Origin of the sequence: Neobacillus sp. D3-1R (genome assembly GCF_052180215.1) — a bacterium.
In the GTDB taxonomy this organism is placed as follows: Bacteria; Bacillota; Bacilli; order Bacillales; family Cytobacillaceae; genus Pseudoneobacillus.
Genome location: NZ_CP197471.1, coordinates 2,512,348 through 2,532,796, shown reverse-complemented (window position 1 = coordinate 2,532,796; position 20,449 = coordinate 2,512,348). Strand labels below are relative to the sequence as shown.

At 34.9% G+C, this 20,449-nt stretch carries 20 protein-coding genes; 12 read left to right on the top strand and 8 right to left on the bottom strand.

From position 1 onward, the window contains the following. Nucleotides 1–99 precede the first annotated feature (99 nt). From ACSBPO_RS12980 to ACSBPO_RS12955, 6 genes are all read left to right on the top strand, one after another. Complete coding sequence (locus tag ACSBPO_RS12980) at nucleotides 100–2,682, top strand: DEAD/DEAH box helicase (protein ID WP_442593890.1); 2,583 nt, start codon at nucleotides 100–102, stop codon at nucleotides 2,680–2,682. Between the two features lies 1 nt (nucleotide 2,683). Continuing rightward, nucleotides 2,684–3,517, top strand: a complete 834-nt coding sequence (locus tag ACSBPO_RS12975) for a deoxyribonuclease IV (RefSeq protein WP_442593888.1) — start codon at nucleotides 2,684–2,686, stop codon at nucleotides 3,515–3,517. Nucleotides 3,518–3,540: 23 nt separating this feature from the next. Next, nucleotides 3,541–4,323 (top strand): GDSL-type esterase/lipase family protein, encoded by a 783-nt coding sequence (locus ACSBPO_RS12970; protein ID WP_442593886.1) that lies wholly within the window; start codon nucleotides 3,541–3,543, stop codon nucleotides 4,321–4,323. Nucleotides 4,324–4,334: 11 nt separating this feature from the next. Further along, nucleotides 4,335–5,246: an ABC transporter ATP-binding protein gene (locus tag ACSBPO_RS12965; RefSeq protein ID WP_442593884.1), complete on the top strand. Its 912-nt coding sequence runs from the start codon at nucleotides 4,335–4,337 to the stop codon at nucleotides 5,244–5,246. Beyond that, entirely contained in the window at nucleotides 5,239–6,219 is a 981-nt protein-coding gene (locus tag ACSBPO_RS12960) for an ABC transporter permease subunit (protein WP_442593882.1), read from the top strand. The genes ACSBPO_RS12965 and ACSBPO_RS12960 overlap by 8 nt, the downstream gene beginning before the upstream one ends. Before the next feature lie 221 nt (nucleotides 6,220–6,440). Next, nucleotides 6,441–6,785 (top strand): hypothetical protein, encoded by a 345-nt coding sequence (locus ACSBPO_RS12955; protein WP_442600364.1) that lies wholly within the window; start codon nucleotides 6,441–6,443, stop codon nucleotides 6,783–6,785. Between the two features lie 58 nt (nucleotides 6,786–6,843). On the opposite strand, the gene ACSBPO_RS12950 is transcribed toward ACSBPO_RS12955, so the two are convergent. The 3 genes from ACSBPO_RS12950 to ACSBPO_RS12940 all read right to left on the bottom strand — a co-directional run bounded on the left by ACSBPO_RS12950 (nucleotide 6,844) and on the right by ACSBPO_RS12940 (nucleotide 9,684). Further along, nucleotides 6,844–7,770 carry a VanW family protein gene (locus ACSBPO_RS12950; RefSeq protein WP_442593880.1) on the bottom strand — a complete coding sequence of 309 codons (927 nt, stop codon included), beginning with the start codon at nucleotides 7,768–7,770 and terminating at the stop codon, nucleotides 6,844–6,846. 135 nt (nucleotides 7,771–7,905) lie between these two features. Then, nucleotides 7,906–8,529: a ribonuclease H1 domain-containing protein gene (locus ACSBPO_RS12945; protein WP_442593878.1), complete on the bottom strand. Its 624-nt coding sequence runs from the start codon at nucleotides 8,527–8,529 to the stop codon at nucleotides 7,906–7,908. 78 nt (nucleotides 8,530–8,607) lie between these two features. Next, the gene (locus ACSBPO_RS12940) at nucleotides 8,608–9,684 is read right to left on the bottom strand and encodes a Gfo/Idh/MocA family protein (protein ID WP_442593876.1); all 1,077 of its coding nucleotides are present in this window, start codon (nucleotides 9,682–9,684) and stop codon (nucleotides 8,608–8,610) included. A 181-nt stretch (nucleotides 9,685–9,865) separates the two neighbouring features. Between ACSBPO_RS12940 and ACSBPO_RS12935 the strand changes: the two genes are divergently transcribed. The 5 genes from ACSBPO_RS12935 to ACSBPO_RS12915 all read left to right on the top strand — a co-directional run bounded on the left by ACSBPO_RS12935 (nucleotide 9,866) and on the right by ACSBPO_RS12915 (nucleotide 15,137). Next, the gene (locus ACSBPO_RS12935) at nucleotides 9,866–10,816 is read left to right on the top strand and encodes an AAA family ATPase (RefSeq protein ID WP_442593874.1); all 951 of its coding nucleotides are present in this window, start codon (nucleotides 9,866–9,868) and stop codon (nucleotides 10,814–10,816) included. Then, on the top strand, nucleotides 10,817–12,016 hold the full coding sequence (locus tag ACSBPO_RS12930) for a DUF58 domain-containing protein (protein ID WP_442593872.1): 1,200 nt from the start codon (nucleotides 10,817–10,819) through the stop codon (nucleotides 12,014–12,016). It begins immediately after the preceding gene. Between the two features lie 242 nt (nucleotides 12,017–12,258). Further along, nucleotides 12,259–13,239, top strand: a complete 981-nt coding sequence (locus ACSBPO_RS12925; protein ID WP_442593870.1) for a hypothetical protein — start codon at nucleotides 12,259–12,261, stop codon at nucleotides 13,237–13,239. Between the two features lie 505 nt (nucleotides 13,240–13,744). Next, complete coding sequence (locus ACSBPO_RS12920; protein ID WP_442593868.1) at nucleotides 13,745–14,278, top strand: RNA polymerase sigma factor; 534 nt, start codon at nucleotides 13,745–13,747, stop codon at nucleotides 14,276–14,278. Then, nucleotides 14,262–15,137, top strand: coding sequence for a PepSY domain-containing protein (locus ACSBPO_RS12915; protein ID WP_442593866.1), 876 nt, complete (start codon nucleotides 14,262–14,264; stop codon nucleotides 15,135–15,137). Before ACSBPO_RS12920 ends, ACSBPO_RS12915 begins: the two co-directional genes overlap by 17 nt. Nucleotides 15,138–15,190: 53 nt before the next feature. Here the strand turns inward: ACSBPO_RS12915 and ACSBPO_RS12910 are convergent, their stop codons facing one another. The 3 genes from ACSBPO_RS12910 to ACSBPO_RS12900 are packed head-to-tail and all read right to left on the bottom strand — an operon-like array spanning nucleotide 15,191 to nucleotide 18,183. Further along, nucleotides 15,191–16,078, bottom strand: coding sequence for a glycine betaine ABC transporter substrate-binding protein (locus ACSBPO_RS12910; protein WP_442593864.1), 888 nt, complete (start codon nucleotides 16,076–16,078; stop codon nucleotides 15,191–15,193). Between the two features lie 15 nt (nucleotides 16,079–16,093). Further along, entirely contained in the window at nucleotides 16,094–16,927 is an 834-nt protein-coding gene (locus ACSBPO_RS12905) for an ABC transporter permease (RefSeq protein ID WP_442593862.1), read from the bottom strand. After that, complete coding sequence (locus tag ACSBPO_RS12900; RefSeq protein ID WP_442593860.1) at nucleotides 16,924–18,183, bottom strand: quaternary amine ABC transporter ATP-binding protein; 1,260 nt, start codon at nucleotides 18,181–18,183, stop codon at nucleotides 16,924–16,926. Before ACSBPO_RS12900 ends, ACSBPO_RS12905 begins: the two co-directional genes overlap by 4 nt. Before the next feature lie 248 nt (nucleotides 18,184–18,431). Between ACSBPO_RS12900 and ACSBPO_RS12895 the strand changes: the two genes are divergently transcribed. Next, entirely contained in the window at nucleotides 18,432–18,974 is a 543-nt protein-coding gene (locus tag ACSBPO_RS12895) for a GbsR/MarR family transcriptional regulator (protein ID WP_442593857.1), read from the top strand. A gap of 136 nt (nucleotides 18,975–19,110) precedes the next feature. On the opposite strand, the gene ACSBPO_RS12890 is transcribed toward ACSBPO_RS12895, so the two are convergent. Beyond that, nucleotides 19,111–19,281 (bottom strand): hypothetical protein, encoded by a 171-nt coding sequence (locus tag ACSBPO_RS12890; RefSeq protein WP_442593855.1) that lies wholly within the window; start codon nucleotides 19,279–19,281, stop codon nucleotides 19,111–19,113. A gap of 69 nt (nucleotides 19,282–19,350) precedes the next feature. Beyond that, a complete protein-coding gene (locus ACSBPO_RS12885) occupies nucleotides 19,351–20,337 on the bottom strand; it encodes a DMT family transporter (protein WP_442593854.1) in 987 nt (328 codons plus the stop codon). Nucleotides 20,338–20,449 lie beyond the last annotated feature (112 nt).

Here is a 20,449-nt window from a genome sequence, read left to right as displayed (position 1 = left end):
CTATAATATTAACAATTCTTCTGGTCTAAAGATCACTATTTTGCCTAATTTGTAGCACAATAACGATATAATTTTTTAAAAAAAGAAAAGGTGGATCCCATGAGTCATGTAGAAACGATATACCCTTTAGCAATTGAACATACGAAACAAAAAGTTTACGACGATGTTGACCGATATTTAGAAGAAAAAGAATTTATTCCATCCTTCGAACAGTACTTATCTGAACGAAGTCATTATATAGAACAAATATGGGTCAATGTTTGGTTAAATCATGTAACAAATAAGGTGCCGAAAAATGAAAAAAAGACATTTTTACATAATAAAGGATTCGAAGTTGAGGGAATTGACAAAAAGATAATAAATAATTTATTTCGAAACGAAATGAGAGATTATAAGCCGTTTAATGTTATCAGCTGGCTAAAGGAAACATTTTTTAATAACGAAGACAAGTGGCACGAGCGGTATGAAATGGCCAGACATTATTTTATAAATCGTGATATGGAAGAGCAATTATTTGCTGAGAGAGATGAACTTTTGGATAAAATAGAGATTTCATCCTTACAAATACTTGAACAGCAAAAAGAATTTTTATATTTACGTGTGAGAAGCTTTACAGCGCAAAAGCTTAAATCAGATTTTCAACAAAAAACAAGATTCCAAAAGGTAGATACTTTTGCATTAGAAATTAAACTTGTGGAACAAGGTATCTTTAGTCCAGAGTCTTATAAAACTTTAGCAGATTTTTTTGAGGAATTAACAGGTGATATTCATAAAACAAAACATGGGGGAAGGAGTTATTTTGAATACGAAATCTATTACTTTGTATATGAAAGGTTTATTGGTGATTTTTTATTTGAGATTGCTGCACAAAAGATTATCGAGGGACTCCCTCATGCTTTAAAAAATCAATATGAGGAGTTATTTAGTGATCCAATAACTGAGTTGATTGTTCAGGAACTTATGGAAGAAGACATTCTTAATGTCATGGATGATATTCTAAAAGATATTCAAGAAGAGTATGTAGCTGATCTACTTAAATTAGCCGAAATACCTTTTGATGAGGAGAAACATAAGGAAATCTACCTGGAAGACCGTGCTTCATGGGCCAAAAGAAAACTGGAAGAACTTGCAGAAATAAAAAGAAAGAAACAGGAAGAGGCCCGAATGCTCGAGGATATATTTGGGCGTGAGTACAGCACGTCCTACGGAAAAAATATTCGCTATGTCCTGCATATTGGGGAAACAAACACAGGTAAAACACATCACGCACTCGAAAAAATGAAGGAAGCAGAAAGTGGATTATATTTGGCTCCTTTACGTTTATTAGCCCTGGAGGTATATGACAAGTTAAACGCAGAAGGGACTCCTTGTTCACTCAAAACTGGTGAGGAAGAAAAGGTAGTTAATGATGCTCAACATATCTCCTGTACAGTAGAAATGTTTCATGAAAAGGATTTTTATGAGGTAGTTGTCATTGATGAAGCACAAATGATTACAGATAAAGACCGTGGATTTTCATGGTATAAAGCCATTACAAAAGCAAATGCAAATGAAGTACATATCATAGGTAGTAAAAATGCAAAATCAATAATCTTAAAATTATTAGGTGATTCAGATATTGAAATTCATGAGTATAGCCGTGAAATTCCTCTGGAGGTTGAATCCCAAATATTTAAAATGAACCATGTGAAAAAGGGAGATGCCTTGATTTGCTTTTCGAGGAAACGGGTATTGGAGTATGCTGCCAGGCTACAAAGAGCAGGTCATACAGTTAGTATGATTTATGGAAGTATGCCACCAGAAACAAGACAAAAACAAGTACAACGATTTATTAAAGGAGAAACAAAAGTAATTGTTTCGACAGATGCAATTGGTATGGGATTAAATTTGCCTATTCGGAGAATTGTTTTTTTAGAAAATGATAAATTTGACGGTACAAAAAGAAGAAGATTAACCTCTCAAGAAGTGAAGCAAATAGCTGGTCGTGCTGGACGTAAAGGGATTTATAATGTAGGAAAGGTAGCTTTTTTAACAGATATAAAAATCATGAAGGAGTTACTTGAAAAGGAAGATGTTCCTGTCAATCAATTTGCAATTGCGCCTACGAATACTGTCTTTGAACGGTTTCAGAAATATTACCGTGATTTGGGAACATTTTTCGAACTATGGGAAAAGTTTGAAAGCCCAAAAGGCACAAAAAAAGCTTCTCTTTCTGAAGAACGTGAGCTTTATGAACTAATCCGTGGTACAGAAATAGATGCACGTCTATCCCTGGTTGACCTGTATGGATTTTTACATATGCCGTTTTCAACAAAAGAGCCTGAACTAATTAATCAGTGGAAACAAAATATGTTTGCTATTGTGGAAGGACAAGAACTTCCGGAGCCTAGAATTAAAAAGAGAAGTTTAGAGGATCTTGAATTGACCTATAAAGCCATTGGTTTGCATCTTTTATTTTTATATCGTTTAGGTCAAAGAACAGAAGCAATTTATTGGGAAAGACTTCGGGCAGGAATTAGTGATGATGTTCATGAAAGTTTAAAAAAGGAAGTTAAAACCCTAACGAAAAAATGTAAGAGTTGTGGGAAAAAACTGTCTCTTGAGCATTCATTTCCAATTTGTGATGCATGTTATGCGGCTCGACATCGAAATAAATATGATGATGAACAGAGGTGGTATTAACTTGATATTTGGCTGCCACGTTAGTATTAAAGAAGGGTATCTAGGTGCAGCGAAACGAACAGCCGCCATGAATGGGGCTGCTTATCAATATTTCCCTAAAAATCCAAGGAGCTTAACTATAAAAGATTTTAATCAAGAAGATACAGATAACTGTAAGCGATATTGTCAAGAACTAGGAATAGTAAGTATAGCCCATACTCCCTACCCAACTAGTCTCACACCATCTTCTGAAAAAAAAAAATTAACCATTCAATCTTTACTTAATGATTTACAAATTGCCAATGCTTGCGGTTCTATAGGGGTGGTCGTACACTTTGGTAGCCATATTAGTTCAACGAACAGACTAGCTGGCTATCAGTTAATGATTGAGATGTTAGATTTAGTTTTGGAACAATGGGAAGGTGAAACACTATTATTAATTGAGAATGTGGCAGGAATACCAGGCACAATGGGGACAACCCTTGAAGAACTAGTTCAGGTACGTAGTTTAACTGCTTATCCTGAAAAAATTGGCTTTTGTTTTGATACATGCCATGCTTATACCAGTAGCGTGTGGACGGGTGAAAATTTGGATGAGTTTCTACAAACGGGCCATGAGTTGGGCTATTTTAATCATTTAAAAGCTATTCATTTAAACAATTCAAAATATCCTGTTGGCTCCGGTAAAGATCGCCATGCAAATATCTTTAAAAACGGGCAAATACCTGCAAATCATTTTGATGCCTTTATAAATTCACCTTATTTTAGGAATATACCATTCATCTTAGAGACACCTTCCGACTTGGGTATTACACATGAGGAAGAAATTTCTCAATTATATGAAACATGGGGATAAAGACAATAAAGGAGTAGGAGAAGATGGTGAAAAAATATTCAGTAAAAATAACGATTATTCTTTCCAGTTTGTCATTACTATTGTTTTCAGTTGGATTAATTTGGACTATCCAAACCCACTTTTTTAATCATCAAGAGTCCAATATTGAACAGTTGAATCCAGTAAATGAAGTATCAAAGAAGACTCAAAATAGAACAATTATTGCTTTAGGAGATTCATTAACGAGAGGTACAGGGGATGAAGGTGGAAAAGGCTATATTGGTTACCTAGTAGAACAATTACAAGAAAAAACAAAACAAAAAATTACCCTCCAAAACTTAGGTGTAAAAGGCTTTCGTTCAAAGCAACTATTAAACCAGGTAGGTCAAGAGGGAATTAAAAGACAAGTTCAAGAAGCAGATATCATTATCATTACAATTGGGGGCAATGATTTATTTCAAGGTGGACAAACTCTTCTAAAACTAAATCAACAAAATGTTGATAAGTTAAGAGAACAATACCTTGTAAATCTGAAAGAAATGATCTTTGTTTTAAGAACTGCCAACAAAGATGCAACTATTTTCTTTGTAGGGTTGTATAATCCGTTTATCGATTTAAGTCAAGCGGAGGTCACAACAAAAGCTGTTCGCCAATGGAATTTTGAAACAAGTGAATTGTTGGATCAATTCCCGCAAACGGTTTTTGTCCCAACCTTTGATCTTTTTCAATTGAAGGTTAATGATTATTTATATTCAGATAAATTCCATCCAAATGCAGAAGGCTACAAATTAATTGCAGAGCGTGTAGCCTCCTTAATAACATGGTAAGGAGAGTGAACATGGAGGAAATAACATTATCAGTAAAAGGGCTGAAAAAACGGATTGGAAGAAGAGATATTATTAAGAGTGTAGATTTTGATTTGAAAAGAGGAGAAGTTTTTGGATTTTTGGGGCCAAATGGAGCTGGGAAGACTACCACTATCAGAATGCTTGTTGGATTGATAAAACCAACCTCAGGAATAATTGAAATATGTGGTTATAACGTAGAAAGTCAATTTACAAAAGCAATGAGTTACATAGGATGTATTGTTGAAAACCCTGAATTATATCCATATTTAACAGGATGGGAAAACCTAGAACATTTTGGTAGAATGCTGCCACACTTTGATCCAACATACATAAATGAAGTGGTGAAATTAGTACGCTTGAACGAACGTATCCATGACCCAGTTAAAACCTATTCTCTTGGTATGAGACAAAGACTTGGGATTGCACAAGCATTACTTGGAAAACCAAAAGTATTAATCTTAGATGAACCAACTAATGGGCTTGATCCAATGGGTATTAGAGAAATGCGGGGGTTTATTCGCTATTTAGCCGAAAAAGAGGGGTTAACTGTTCTAGTTTCTAGTCATTTATTAAGTGAAATTCAATTAATGTGTGATAGAGTTGCGATTATAACGCGAGGAGAAATCATAAAAGTAGATTCCGTTGAAAATTTGTTAACACTACAAGAAAAAATCAGTTGGAGAGTTTCACCCTATGAGAAAGGGAAGCAAATTTTAGCAAATTTTGGTTCGATTGTTGAAACAGGAGAAGGTACGATCATGACTCCTTTTATTGAAAACCAATCTCCCTTATGGAATAAAGTTTTAATTGAAAATGGCGTAGAAGTGTTAGAAATGACTAGAAAACTTCCGGCATTGGAAGATTTGTTTCTTGAAATGACTGGAGGAGAATCCATTGATTAACCTCATTCAGAATGAAATGTTAAAAATTGTTCGCAGAAAGAAAATGGTATATGTAGGGCTGATTATTGCCATTCTTGTAGCATTATTCACCTATGCTCAATTTAAAGAGCTAGAGAGAACCAAAGAAAAATTTGGGAATGTAGATTGGCGTACAACTCTACAACAACAAATAATTGACACCCAAAACCGTTTGACTAGTAGTGGTATTTCGGATGAGTGGAAAAATCAGCTGCAATTACGTGTACAACAGCAGCAATATTATTTAGATCATAACATTAATCCAATGGAGCCTGGTGCACCTACATTTATGCGTAATTTTGCTCAACATTCAATTACTTTATTTTTGCCTTTAATGGTAATGATTGTAGCTGCTGACCTTGTTTCCTCTGAAATTGGTACTGGAACGGTCAAGCTATTACTTACGAGACCGGTTAAACGCTGGAAAATATTAATGAGTAAATATTTAGCTCTTATCCTTTCTGTTTCTATCATTATTTTAATGTTTGGAATCCTTTCTTATCTTATTTCTGGATTTGTGTTTGGCTATAATGGATGGAGTGCACCTATACTAACGGGTTTCAATATAGAAGCGGGGGAATTGAATACAAATACTGTACAATTAATTCCTCAATGGGAGTATCTTTTGATGGAGTTTAGTTTGGTTTGGTTTGTTGCCGTTTTAGTTGGAACAATTACGTTTTTAATTTCTGTGTTAGTGAAAAGTACTCCGGTCGGGATGGGCATTATGTTGGCTGCCTTAATATCTGGTGCCATTCTTAGCAATATGGTTTCTTCATGGGAATCTGCTAAATACTTATTTATGATTAATCTAGATTTAACAGGATATTTAGCGGGTACAGCTCCTCCTATTGAAGGAATGTCCTTAGGTTTCTCTATGGTTGTCCTAACTGTTTGGGGGATTGCTGCATTAATCATTTCCTTTTTGGTTTTTATTAATCAAGATATCTATTAGATAGACTAAACACTTATGGAGAATTTCATAGGTGTTTTTTTTATGGGATATATGTCTAAAAATTTTTATTTAAAAGGCGTTTACCCAAGATTTTCATAGGTCAAACGCATACAAATATGGTGAAAAAGTGAGGAGGGATTCTTTTGAATACAGAAATACAGTTTTCACCAAGTGAACTTTATTATTTTAACCAATCTCCAATTGAACAAACTGATGAGAGAATAAGACCTTTTGGTGGCTTTGGCCGTTTTGGATTTGGAAGACCATTTGGCTTCGGTTTTGGACGGCCATTCTTTGGATTTGGGAAACCATTTGGCTTCGGCTTTGGACGGCCATTCTTTGGATTTGGAGGACCATTTGGCTTCGGTTTTGGACGCCCATTTTTCGGCTTTGGCAGACCTTTCTTCGGATGGGGACCATTTTGGGGAGGCCCATTCTTCGGCGGTGTTTTAGGCGGTTTATTGGGTAGTGCATTATTCCCACCATATTATGGATTTGGATACCCATATCCATTTTACGGATATCCATATCCTTACTCTTATTTCGGATACCCTTATTTTTGGTAAAAGACCTTATAAAATAAAATGTCCACTCATTTTCGGGTGGACATTTTTTTCTATACATCTATTCATCATCAACGCCAATATCAACATTAATTTCTTTTGGTAGGATCGAAGAAGCACTAGGAATTTTTTTTGGTGTATTATTTATTAAATCGGAAGAATATATCGACACAACCAATTTTCCTTCATATACTTTTGTTTTAATAAAAATGGGTTGATTAAATTTATTTTTAAAGGAAAAATCAGGTCCATACCAGCTTACAGTGGCATCTCGCCCCTGAGGAACATAGGGAACCCGTTTACTATGAGAATACCGTTCCATAATTTTCAAACCCGCATTATCAACTGCATTAAAAAGAGTGGAAGAAACCTGGCAAATCCCTCCGCCGATTCCTTCTGATAATTCTCCTCTAACAATAATAGGTGCTTGAAGATAACCTTTATCTTTTGTTCTTTTCCCAACGACACGGTTAAATGAAAAGGTCTCTCCAGGGAAAACAACTTTGTTATTAATTGCTTCTGCTGCAAGAATTATATTATGAGATCGTTTCTCATTATGAGCATTGAAATAAGTAATATATGTACCGATTTTCTTTTCTAAAATGGTTGAAAGTAATTCGCTATCGACTCTTGGGTAAATTGGAATGGTAGGGACACCAATTATATTAGCCCCGGGATTTAAAAAATGGTTATATAGCTTAGAAGTTAATAAATCTCGATCTAAACGATAGCCTAATTGTTCTGAAACAATATTACCATTCTCTCCTACAGTGGCATTGATTGGTGGTTTATAAATCTGTTGATCCATTGCTTCAAGGAAATGAATATATTGATCGACATTGATAAAAATACCACCAGGGATAGGTAAAAGATATTCATCTCGTTGGATGGTTTCAATTGTCTTTCCCTCGGGACCCACCAATATTATGTTGTCAGTATTTAATTGTTGTGAAAATAGGGATATTCCCAAAATCCAAGAAATAATCATATTTAGACATCCTCCCATTTCTAGTATTAGTGGAAGTTTCCCATTTCATGTGAGAAATGTCATAAGATTTTAAGATGAAAAAATAAAAAGTGCCAGTAAGATTCAAATTGAAAAGAACTGGCACTTGTCTTCATTCTATTTTCGACCAAAGTCTGCTTTGATTTCACCTAATAGGCTGGTTTCCCATTTCAATATTTTATTCGAATACGTATTCTCCTTCAACCATTTCTCAGCACGTTCAATCATTTCCCAAACCATTTCAGTATTCTTATTCCTTTCAAGTGAGGTATTTGCTTTCTTATTGCGAACCCAAGAAAGAGCTGTACGAGAATCTGAATAAATGGTTGTATCTTTCCCATCTTTTTTTAATAATGCAAGGGCATGAACAATACCTAAAAATTCACCAATATTATTCGTACCCAGAACAGGTCCAAAATGAAAGAGTTGTTCGCCAGTTTTTGTATAAACACCTTGGTATTCCATCATTCCTGGATTCCCACTGCATGCAGCATCAACTGAAATACTGTCCATTTCAACGGATGGAGTAATAGATACTCCTTTATTAGCTGTATTTTGTTTTTTTTGTGAGGATGTATTTGTATAGCCTGCATGAAAAGCATTTGTAGCTTCCTCTAATGAAAGAAAGGACTTAAAACGAGCACCTTGGTATCCTTTTGTTTGTTGTTCACATTCGGCCCAAGACTCATAAATCCCTGTTTTTCTACCATTCCATACAACATAGTATTTTTTTGTTGCCATTCTTGTAGGTGCCTCCAAAATAGTTTTTTCTTTAAAGAATAACCTAGACATTTTATATAGTCATTCTATAAAAATGCCCTATTTTACCGTCACTTTCTTACCATCACTTGCTGAAAGTCTGATAGCATCAAGTACTCTCTGTGTCGATAAGCCGTTTTCAAAAGTAGCAAGGTAAGGATGCTGTAGGCCTGATTCAAATGTTGTGTAAAGGGCATCAAGCATTCTGTTAAATCCATTATAATAGCGGGCAGCAGCAGCGGGTAAATCTTTCGGTGGTTCTAAATCTGTTTCAAGTTGAATTTCTTGAAGAGACTCATCACCTCTTGATAGATAAACTTTAATGTCATCGAACATGACTAAAGTACCTTTTTTACCAAAAACCTCTAATTGCCAATTATTTGCCGTTTGGCGCGCGGAAGAAATAAGTTCCATTGTAACGGTTGCTCCATTTTCAAGAGTACCGATAACTTGGAATCCGTCATCTGCAGTTCTAGTTTCAACATTTCCTTCATGATCAGTAGAAACAGGAACATGGATAGGTAGATTAGCCATCACTTCTTTAAATGTACTGTTTGTCCACCAATGCAAGGAATCCGTCATATGAGATCCAATTGCACCTAACATACCGCCACCAGTTTGTGCATGCCCTAGCCATCCTCTAGATTTTGATACAAGTGTGTTGAAGTTAGCGTATGTACAAATATATCGAATATGAGTAATGTCACCAATATCGCCGCTATCTATTATCTCCTTAACCTTTGTTCTAGCGGGAAGAAAACGAAATTCATGATTAATAAGTCCAAGTTTTCCAACTTCATTTCTTTTTGTAATCATTTCTACGGTCTGATTTTCATTTAGGGCCATTGGTTTTTCACATAGTATGTCAATTCCTCTTTCATATGCAGCTAACACCATTTCATGATGTAGATGGACTGCAGACGCAATCACAACTAAATCAAGCTGTTCGTTTTCAAGCATCAGCTTCCAATCCGTATAAATATTTTCAATTCCGCTTGTTTGTTTCGCTTCTTCCACATTTCCACGTGCCACACTTGCAAGCGCAACTACTTCAAATCCACTATGAAATTTCATCATTGGGGCATGAACTTTTGCTCCAAAGCCAGTTCCGATAATCCCGACTCTCATTTTTTTCATATGTCCCATCTCCTTAACAATGATTGCTATTTTAATATTAAAACGAATTTAGTTTTTTTGCGAATATTAAGATGATAAAAAAATGGACAAAAAAAGGTTAGGATTGCATAATATAGGAAAATGGTCTGAATGTTTAGACTTTCAGTACTATCATTTCTTTATATATAAAAGGGGTCATGGAATGAACTTATCAGATAGACTTTTACAATTAAAGAAAGAAATCGGTAAGGCTATTATTGGAAAAGAAGATATTGTTGAAATGGTTTTTATTTCACTTCTTAATGATGGGCATGTTCTATTAGAAAGTGTTCCTGGTACTGGTAAAACTCAATTAGCCAAAAGTTTCGCAAAGACATTAAATGGATCTTTTAAACGAATCCAATTTACACCTGATTTATTACCAAGTGACGTTACGGGTATACAGTTTTTTCACCCAAAAGAACAGGATTTTCAACTCCGGATTGGTCCAGTGATGACTAATATATTGTTAGCAGATGAAATCAATCGTGCTACTCCAAGAACACAGGCAAGTTTGCTAGAAGTAATGGAAGAAAAACAAGTTACCATTGATGGTGAAACCATCTCACTTCCTAATCCATTTATCGTAATGGCGACACAAAATCCTATTGAATCTCAACAGGGAACATTCGCCTTACCTGAAGCACAAATGGATCGCTTTTTTATGCAAATTCCATTAGGCTACCCAACAATGGAAGAAGAAAAGCAGATTATGCAAACGTATAGGCTAGGCAGTCCTTTTAATGAAATTGAAACGATTTTTACTTTAGACGAGATAACAAGAATGAAAGAGGAAGTTAAAAAAGTTACCGTTTCTGAAGATGTCGAAGAATATATATTGAATATTATCCACCTTACAAGAAATTACGATGAAATTGAAATGGGAGTTAGTCCACGAGGTACTCTGGCACTTATGAGAGGAGCACAAGGAAGAGCATTTCTACAAAATCGCTATTATGTCACTCCACAGGATGTTAAGGATGTTGCCGTATACATATTAGCACACCGACTTGTCTTAACAATGGATGCTTCTTTAAAAAAGACGAATAGTCAGGTGCTACAATCAGTCCTAAATCAAGTACAAGTCCCTGCTGAAACAGGAGCGTTGAAGTAAATGGGATGGAGAAAAACCATTCATGGCAGCAATACAATTGAAGGAATCACACTAATATCTGGGATATTATTGTTATTTAGTTTTTATAATCAATCCTATTTGCTAGCTTTTTTGGGGGCGTTATTACTTGTTATTAGTAGGATGAGTTACTACTATTTGAAAAATGTGGCTAATAGATTGGTGTTTGAAAATGAAAAGGAATCTATTCGCCTTACCGTGGGTGAAGAGACAACCCTAATTTTAAAATTATCACAGTTAAGTAGACTCCCAATCTTTCATGCATTAATGACATTGAAATTGGAGGCAATTGTGGAAGGTAATGGGGTAACAGGTACCATTCATCAGGATAATATTGAGTTTACTATTCCTCTTTATTTAAAGGGGAAAGGAACCATTCAAATTCCTTTACCTTTAAAAGCGTCAGCTCGTGGGGTTACTAGAATAAAATCACTATATTTAAAGATCCCCAATTTTTTTGGATTTGGAGCTGTGGAATTAACCTTTAATCCATTTATACAGAAAGAATTGATTATACATCCTGTACCTATTTCAGTTTCACAATCTGAAAAACTAGTTGCTACTAAATCCCAAGGTGACTATCCAACTCCTTCGAGTATATATGAACAAATTTTAGCACCAATTGGGACGAGAGATTATGTTTTCACTGATTCGTTTCAACGCATTCATTGGAAAGCAAGTGCTAAAACTCAGAAGCTTCAAACCAAGGTGTTTGAACGGACTTCGCATTATTCATGGACATTTATCATTAATCTTAGGGAACCGAATACACCTTTCTATCATATGGGAGTAGTTGAGAACCTGGAGGCAATAGCTAGCAATGTGGCCTATATGGCTCAATTAGCTACTAAAAAGGGTATAGAATATGAAGTATTTCTCAATTTACGTATGGCAAGTGAAATATCAGTTTATCATTTACCCCTAGGGGGAGGAACACATCAGCTTGGTAAATTGTTTGATGTATTAGCACGTATCCATCCAAAAGGAAATACACTTCCAATCAAGAAATTGTTGCACTTTGTGGAGAAACAGCATCAGAATTCACCAGTTGTAATTGCTTGTGGTCCATTTGAAGAAGAAGGATCACAATATTTTACTCAAATGCAAAGAAGAGGACAAAAGGTATATTTTTTAAAGGATGATGTTGAAAATCCTGCTATTGTCCCTTTTAATCGTGTCTGAGTGGTGAGAAAATGGGTGATAATTTAATGATACAACGCATAATACCAGCTTACTATTTTGCATTGGAATGTTTATTTTTATATTTCCTATTATTTTTTTTCTATATTCGGATACCCGACATTCCCTCTATGCTTTCATTTATAGCCGTTATTCTTGTGTCCTTTGTAGTATTACTTTATGGTTTGAAAAAACAAACAGTTTCGGGAACATTTCCTTTTATAGGCGCCATTTTGTCAGGAGTAATGGCATACATTTTAGAATTTACGCTAATGTCGGTGTTTTTGTGTTCTATCTTTTTGTTTTTTCGTTTAAGTGCTTTTTTTAAGGATTCAGGCTTATGGAAAGAAGAGCGAGCAAAATTAGCTATCTTATTCTATTGCAGTGGTTTTATTCTTTTTTTAGAGGGCTGGATTTTTAAATACCCGTTTATGAATTGGCTTTTTGCCATTGTGATCGGATTTACGATCTTGTTAAGTATAGGCAGCTATTTACAGCATTTTGAGGGAAATAAAGTAAATCGGAATATTTCAGGGATGGCAAGTGCTCTTGGGATTGCTATTTTATTAACGGGAATCGTAACTATTTTGCTTCCAATTGTTAAGTGGTTATTTAAAAATATATTTGAGGGTGTAGCCTTATTATTAGGTATATTGTTGACACCTTTATTTAAATTGATTGAGTCCATTGGGGTGCTGCAATTAAATCTGATATCACAACCAATGGACGAGTTTGAAAAAGTAGAGATTTCAAAACATAAAAGAAGTCTAGGGGAAGAATTAGTTGTTAATATGCCTATTTGGGTATGGATTGTATTACTAATCCTTCTTCTTTTGACTACTTGGTATTTTATAAGAAAAATGAGAATGGTCCATGAGAAATCTGATGTGGAAATGGTCTCATTAGAGATCGAACATTCACCTTCCTTGTTAAGAGAGCAAAGAAAAAGACGTTTCTTCCGAGAGCCAGCACCACAAGAATATTTACGTAAGTTATTTTATCAACTCCAGGTTTATGCTGAAAAACAGGGAATGGGTAGATACCATCATGAGACGATCAGAGAATGGTTTGAACGAGTGGGTTTCCCTATGGATGAAGAATTATTTCTAGCTTATGAGAATGTTCGATATGGTGGCATGATCATTCCAAAAGATGATGCAAAGAAATATGAGCTGATTATTCAAGACATCAAGAATGATTTGAAGGAACGGACTAGAAAAAAATAAGGCAGGGGAATTTCAATTTCCCTACCTTATTTTTTTAATTTGGTTGTTCCATTAAATCATGTAACCAATCCTTTTAGTCATCGTCTAATCTATAAAAGGCATCATGAAAAGGCCGAAAGGAATGATGTGCGTGTATTTTTTTATCCTGTTTTTTATTACCTTACTTCTAACATTATTTTTTATTAAGTTTAATACCAGGTGGGCAAAATGGATACCTGCCATAATGTCTTTCCTTGCTACAATCATTATGGGTTTAAAAATATTATTTTTTCCAGCCCCCGAAATGGCAGTTTTGGGCGAAGTTGTATATGCCATGATTTTTGCAACTATAACACTAGCTAGTACAATTGGTGGAGTGATTATCTTTTTTTGGAAAAGAAAAAAAGCTAAGTGATGCAGCAGTCATTGAAAGACTGCTGTTTTTTTATGAAAAAAAATGAAAAATTTGAAACTTATTTTCATTTTAACCGACTATTTAGTAGCCATGAGAAAGGGGGCACCTAAATTGGATGAAGAAAGCAACCTACCTGTTGAACTTTATGAAGAATATTTTGATGATGTCTACCAATATTTATTATATTTTACTAATAATCAATATGAGGCTGAAGATTTAACACAAGAAACCTTCATAAGAGTATTCAAAAACTATCATTATTTTAAAAAGCAATCTTCCATTAAAACGTGGATTTTTTCGATTGCCAAACATGTAGCGATTGATCAATATAGAAAACATAAGCTCATATCTATTTTTCCGGAATTTTTACTCCAAACACGAAAAAGCCAATTAGGAAATCCTGAAAGAGAAATGGAAAATAAAGCGGATTGGAAAGTCTTACAGGAGGCTCTTTCTAAGTTAAAACCCCATTACCGGAATGTAGTCATCTTAAGAGGATTAAAAGAATGTTCTGTCAAAGAGACAGCAGAAATTTTAAATTGGAAAGAGTCAAAAGTTAAGGTGAATTATCATCGGGCACTAAAGTTATTAAAAAACCATTTAAAATCGGATGAAGGAGGGGTTATGTATGAAGAGAATGCCTGACGATAATTTTCTAAAACCCCTAAAAAACCGTCCTGGATTAATACCACGTCAGGAATTCAAGCGAGAAGTAGAAGCTAAGCTGCGGGGGTTAGAAATCAAAAAACATAAATTTCAATTGATAAAGGGACCATTATTGCTTGGGATGGCATTTCTTTTAATATTTGCCATTTTTTCGGATGAGATAGTAGACCAGTTTAACTTTGGAACAGGGGAAAGGAATACTGCCATACTAGATAGGAACGAAGACAACAATCCTGCTGGTAAGTATATAAGTAAAAATGAAGCGATAGCAATAGCCAAAAAGAATGCTCAGTCAGACATCATTTCTTGGGATGCAGATTTCATAAAAGACCCTTTATTGCTCGGTATTACAGAGCTTGAAAACAATCCAAATCCAATATGGAAAGTAGCAGGAACCTATCCGATGGGGAATAAAGATATTTTCTATATTGATTCGGTTACAGGTGATCAGCTTGCAATGGGTGAAGAGGAAAGGGAAGGATTTGCGGAAGCTGCGGATGATTTTATTGAGATAAAAGAAGTTAAGGATCATTTAGATCATGATACTTATGTTTACAATGGTGAAATCATCTTATCATTAAGCGAAAAAGCAAAGATTGAGTTGGAAAATGGGACACTTATAATTGTTTCTATTTCTGGAGAAGAGTCTTCCTTTTCATTAAAACCGGTTCAAATAGTAAATCCTAAAAATGAAGAGTCAGTTCCTTTTGAAATTGATTTAGACTCTATTGGTCGTAACCATAAATTATTAGGAAGTTTGAAACTGTTTATCGAACTAAAAGACGAGTTAGGTGTGACAATTTATAAAAAAGAGGTAAAAGCACTAGAGGTCGAATAGTTTAATTGAAAAAATCCAGAGAACCAATGATAGTTCTCTGGATTGATTTATTATTATTTCTTTAAATCCTCAATTGAATCTATATCCATATAAGCTGGCACCACTAAACCAAGTTTTGTACCATGGAGATTGGATCCTAAGTCTTCGAATTTTCCTTCAAATTCTTTATAGTAATCTGCGTGTGTTGTTGGAAGCCATGCTCCTACAATCGCATCTCCTTTTCCGCTTGAAACACCAGCCCACATTGGGCCAGCATCGACTTGTACAAGCTTCACATCATATCCAACACTTTCAAGAGCTTTTGCAACTGTATTTGTACTTGCAATGACGTCATCCCATGCCACATATAATAGTTTCAATTCTTCACCATCTACAGAATTAACACCTTTTGTCCATGCACCTACAAGCTCCTGGTTCTCACCAACCCATTTCTCGGCTGCTTCCTCAGGGCTCATACCTTCCTGAATAAGATTCATAACGTTTTCGATATCAGAAGGTTCCCATTGGAATTGATCCAATAATTTATAAGCATCTGGATGATCCTCTTTTAAACCAAGGCGTACAATGGTATTAACGTCTTCAGCTCCACCGTATATTCCTTTTGGATCTTCTAAATATTTTAGATCGAATTTAGCAAATTTCCAGTGTGGACTCCAGCCAGTTACTATGATAGGTTCTTTCTTTTTATATGCTTTTGCTAAGGCTGCAGTCATCGCTGCACCAGAGCCCTCAACAACTTCCCAGTCATCAAGACCATATTCTGGTAAGACTTTATCAATGGTAAGTTTCATTAAGCCAGCACCAGGGTCAATCCCAACAATTTTATAATCAAGTTGTTCACCGATTGATTTTGAAGAAGAATCGACTTTTTCACCTGAACAAGCAACCAATCCAAAAGTTAAAATAGATGCAGATGTTAGAGCTATTAATTTCTTAAACATATAAATAAATCCCCCTTATTTTTTTCTTCCTATATTCTGTGTGATTCGATCTAAAACAATGGCAATAATGACTATAGATAGACCAGCTTCAAAACCTATTCCAGTTTTAATTTGTGTAACAGCACGATAGACTTCTGTTCCAAGTCCCGGGGCTCCTACCATCGATGCAATGACTACCATTGATAGGGCCAACATAATACTTTGATTAATACCAGCCATGATTGTAGGCATTGCCAATGGCAATTGTACTTTTAACAAACGTTGGCCAGTTGTGGAACCGAATGCTTCAGATGCTTCAATAATATCAGCAGGCACTTGTTGAATCCCTAGGATAGTTAATCGAATGGTTGGAGGCATAGAAAATATAACTGATGCAACAACACCAGGTACTACTCCGATATTAAAAAAGAATATAGCGGGTATTAAATAAACGAATGCTGGCATCGTTTGCATAAAATCTAAGATTGGAGTAGTGATTTGTCTAACCAGTTTCTTTTGGGAAGCCCAAATACCGACTGGAATACCAACTAAAATAGAAATGAGTACTGCAGTAAGGACAAGTGCTAAGGTCTCAAGCATTTGTTCCCAATATCCGAGATTATAAATTATTAAAAGACCTATTACAGTAAAAATCGTTAAACGCCATCTACTAACCTTCCAAGCTATTAATCCTATACCAATGATAAGAAGTAGAGCTGGGATAAACGTTAAAAAAGTTACTAGTCCTTCTACGAAACCTTCAAGAACAGCGGTAATTGATTCGAAAAACCAATCAAAGTTTATGGTTAACCATTCAACCAAACGATCTATATAGCTTGCTAAAGGTAGCTTCGGAATTAGCTCATTCATTTAATCACCACCTTTGGATTATTGGTAATCTGCGGCTGTTCTGTTTCAGTCTCGACATTTATATGTTTTTCATTTCCAGCAAGAGCTCCAATAACAGCTCCTTTTATTAAAATTCCTTTTAATCGTTTTTGATTATCAATAACAGCTACTGGAACTGTTGCTTCTGATACCTTATCAAATAAATCCGTTAATAATGTATCTGGATTTACTGTAGTAATTTCTGTATTAATAATTTGTTGAAGGGAGTAATTTTTTTCCATTGCCTTAGATGCATTAGCTGCAGATACGACTCCTAATAGTTTTTGTTGCTTATCCACAACATAAATAGAGGATATCCCTAATTCTCTCATTAATTGGAGGGCTACACGGGGGCCTTTTTCTATTTGTACAGTACCTGCACGTTTCATAACATGATTGGCAGTTAAAACTTTTGATAAGTCTACATCTTCAACAAATCTTTCGACATATTGATTAGAAGGATTCATTAATATTTCTTCTGGTGTACCAATTTGAACAATATTTCCATCCTTCATTAAGGCAATTCGATCCCCAATTCGAAGCGCTTCATCCAAATCATGTGTAATAAATACAATTGTTTTTTCAACTGAAGACTGTAATTCCAATAATTCATCCTGCATATCTTTACGAATTAGAGGATCAAGGGCGCTGAATGCTTCATCCATAAGTAATATGTCTGGTTCGTTTGCAAGTGCTCTAGCAAGTCCAACACGTTGTTGCATTCCCCCACTTAACTGGTTAGGATATTGGTTTTCATATCCTTTTAATCCAACAAGATGTAATGCCTCGACTGCTTTTTTCTGTCTCTCTTCTTTCGTCACTCCTTGAATTTCTAATCCGTATTCGGTATTTTCAAGAACTGTATAGTGAGGAAATAAGGCAAACTTTTGAAAGACCATACTAATTTTTTGGCGCCTAATTTGACGAAGTTCTTCTTTTTTCATCGTAACAACATCTTTACCATCGATAAGTACTTTTCCAGAAGTTGGTTCAATTAACCGATTCAGCATACGGACTAAGGTTGATTTACCACTTCCGGAAAGCCCCATAATGACAAAGATTTCGCCAGAATGGACCTCAAAATCAGCTTGATTAACACCAACAGTACAGCCAGTATTTGAGAGAATTTCAGTTTTTGTTAAGCCATTTTTTAGCTGTTGCAAGGCTTGTTTGATGTTTTTACCAAAGATTTTAGTAATACCATCAACTTTGATTTTTACTGTCTTACCGTTTTCCATCTTTTCACCCCTTTTTTGTTTTTCTACTGCGACCTTTTAATTATAGAAAAGATTTCCGTTTTTACACAAAGAGTAAATACAGTCATTTCTGACTATATTGTACGTACAGAATTAACTGTACGAAGTTAATGATAAAGATGCTTACAATTCCTCCATAATCCTCCAGATTTCTTTCCAACTGGTGATTTTTTTATTTAATTTATGTATGATAGGCTTATATTTAGATGATGAAACAGGGAAGTGAAGGTATGGAAGATCGAGAAAAGTTGGAAAATGCAAGATTGCGTGTTATAGATTCCATTGCTCAAAATATGAACCTTTATGGTATTACGCCATCTGTTGGAAGATTATATGGGCTTTTATACTTTAATGAAGAACCACTGAGTTTAGATACGATGAAAGATGAGTTAGGAATGAGTAAGACAAGTATGAGTACTTCTGTACGACAGTTACAGGAACTTAATATGGTTGAAAAAATTTGGAAAAAGGGAACTAGAAAAGATCTGTATCATTCGGTTGATGATTGGTATCAAAGCTTTACAGATTACTTTTCAATTACTTGGCGTAAAGGTGTTGCATTAAATATTTCTTCTATTAATAAATCCTTGGAAGAAGTGACAGAGTTGATTGAAAACCAGGAGACACCAGGGGATTTAAAATGTGTTGCCGAAAATGATCGGAAAAGATACATATATGCCCTTGAATATTACGATTGGTTAAATCGATTAATTGATACCTTTGAAACGAAGGAAATATTTAACTATGTCCCCAAACAGAAAGACACTCTTTAAAACGAGTGTCTTTTCTTAAATCATTATTTTCTATTTTGCAGGTTCTAGCTTCAACAATATCTTTTTAATTTTCCAATATCATTACTTGTTTTAATAATATCAATTTCAAACAATTAAAAAGCCAGGTATTTGATGGTTACAAATACTCTGGCATAGTAAATGATGACTCGTTCTTTTTTTCTTCATCATCAGAATTCTTTTTTTCGTTTACAATTTCTTTTAATTCACCAACATCCCCTTTTGCATTAATAATTTCAAAAATTTGATTCAATCCATCGCTTATTTCAATATCCTTATCATTCATCATAAATCCTCCAATCCGTTCATTTATATAGATAATATTCTCTATGATGAAATGGATTATGTGCCAAAAGGGTTATATCGCTTTTTCACTTTTATTAGGAAGGACATTCACTTTTGAATGGGACTTTCTTTTCGAAAAGAAGCTGTGAAGGACCATACCAAAAATGATGATACTTAGTCCAAGTAGTGTTATTCCACCAGGTAATGGATTCGAGAAAAAGAGAACTTCCCCAATCATAACAAATAGTACTTGAGTCGATTGAGTTGCTTCAACCGATGCTAGTTTATCTTGATGCTGTCTAACACGGTCTGTTGCGATAAAAAATAACGTTGTGGCAATAACTCCTGAACTAATGGCCACTATGAATGTTTGAAAAATTTGAGTGGATGGTGGAGGTCCAGCTTTTATGAAACCAATGATACTTATAATTAGCCAGAAAGGAAGAGAGGATAATGTCATACCAAACACTCTCTGAAAAGTATCCAATCTCCCGCCACAAATTTCCATCATCTTCCTATTACCTAACGGGTATGCGAAAGCTGCAATAACAACAGGCAGTACCCCAATTATTACCTCATAGAAAGTAAGGCTATTCGCTTTTTCAATTTGAATAACAGCTACCCCAAAAAGAATGAGTAAGGAAATAGAAAGGGATTTCAATGGTATTTTACTTCTAACTTTCATCATTCCGTTTTTAGTCGGAATATTTTCGTAAAAAAGAGGGCTTAATAATGTCCCGGCCACAATGGTTAATTGCCATGTTCCAGCTATAAGCCACCCCGGTCCGTAGGCTGCTGCATATGTAATAGGTGCATAGAATAAAACAAAGCCCATAAAACTCCAAATTAACCATTGGGCAGGTTGTTTAAGTATCTCCTTCATTACTTGGGTTAAATTTTTCCTTATTAGTACAATGAGGAATAAGATAGGAAGCATAAAAATAAACCTTAAGGATGAACTCCACAACCAACTTCCTCCAGAAAGTTCCATTGAACGGTTTAAAATAAAAGTTACACCAAAAAAAATGGAAGCTAAAATTCCAATTAGGATTTCCTTCATAAGCTCTCCTTTCCATTTCTGATTTTCAAAGTATAATATAGGTAATTATAGTATACTTTGGTTTTCTCTATAAAAATAGAATGAACGAATTTTTCAAAAAAATAGATCTACA